The organism is Acinetobacter sp. YH16044, from assembly GCF_013417145.1.
Taxonomy (GTDB): Bacteria; Pseudomonadota; Gammaproteobacteria; order Pseudomonadales; family Moraxellaceae; genus Acinetobacter; species Acinetobacter amyesii.
Map to the genome: position 1 here is coordinate 1 of NZ_VPEK01000149.1, position 1,276 is coordinate 1,276.

Annotated in this window: 1 protein-coding gene; it reads left to right on the plus strand. The window is 40.8% G+C overall.

Translation table 11 applies throughout. The features are described from left to right. Nucleotides 1-1,276 (plus strand): SulP family inorganic anion transporter (locus FTV38_RS17630; RefSeq protein WP_180023057.1); only part of this gene is annotated, 1,276 nt, incomplete at both ends.

A 1,276-nucleotide genomic window follows, 5' to 3' on the forward strand; every position in this document is an offset into this window, starting at 1 on the left:
TGTATTGCCGTGGTGATTGCTTTTGTAGGTGGTCGCCCTGGTATGATTTCTGCGGCAACCGGTGCCATGGCGTTATTAATGGTAACACTGGTTAAAGAGCATGGTCTGCAATACTTATTAGCAGCCACAATTTTGACAGGATTTATTCAAATCTTAGCCGGCTATCTAAAATTAGGTGCCTTGATGCGGTTTGTATCCAAGTCAGTTGTGATTGGCTTTGTGAATGCCCTGGCTATTCTAATTTTTATGGCTCAATTACCTGAACTCACTAATGTGACATGGCATGTCTATGCGATGACAATTGGTGGTTTAGCCATTATTTATCTATTCCCTTATATTCCAGTGATAGGGAAGCTTTTACCCTCTCCTCTCATCTGTATTGTCTTACTTACGCTCTTTGCCTTATTCATTGGTTTAGATGTAAGAACCGTCGGAGATATGGGGCAATTACCGGATACGCTTCCAATTTTCTTGCTTCCTGATATTCCTTTAAATCTTGAAACCTTAACGATTATTTTGCCTTATTCACTGGGATTAGCAGCCGTAGGTTTGCTTGAATCTATGATGACAGCAACGATTGTCGATGATTTAACAGATACCAATAGTGATAAAAACCGTGAGTGTAAAGGACAAGGCGTTGCCAATATTGCTTCAGGCTTCTTAGGCGGAATGGCAGGCTGTGCCATGATTGGTCAATCGATTATTAATGTGAAATCTGGTGGGCGTACCCGTTTATCTACATTTAGTGCCGGGGTCTTCCTGTTGATTATGGTGGTGTTTATCAGTGACTGGCTTAAAGTCATTCCAATGGCTGAACTGGTTGCTGTTATGATTATGGTATCAATTGGAACATTTAACTGGGATTCTCTGCGCAATATCCGCCAATATCCTCTCTCTAGCAATATCGTGATGATCGTTACAGTCGTCGTAGTTGTTGCCACACATAACCTGGCTTATGGTGTATTAGTCGGTGTTCTTCTTTCTGCATCATTTTTTGCCAATAAAATTGAACGCTATATGGCGATTCAATCTGTATTTGATGAATCAGAAAGCACACGTACTTATACGGTAACAGGTCAAGTGTTCTTCAGTTCAGCAGATAAATTTACTTCTGCATTTGATTTCAAAGAGGCACTTTCAAAAGTGGTGATTGATGTCAGTCAGGCACACTTCTGGGATGTTTCTGCGGTTGCTGCCGTAGATAAAGTGGTCATTAAGTTTAGACGTGAAGGAACAGAAGTCGAACTTATTGGAATGAATGAAGCTAGTAAAACAT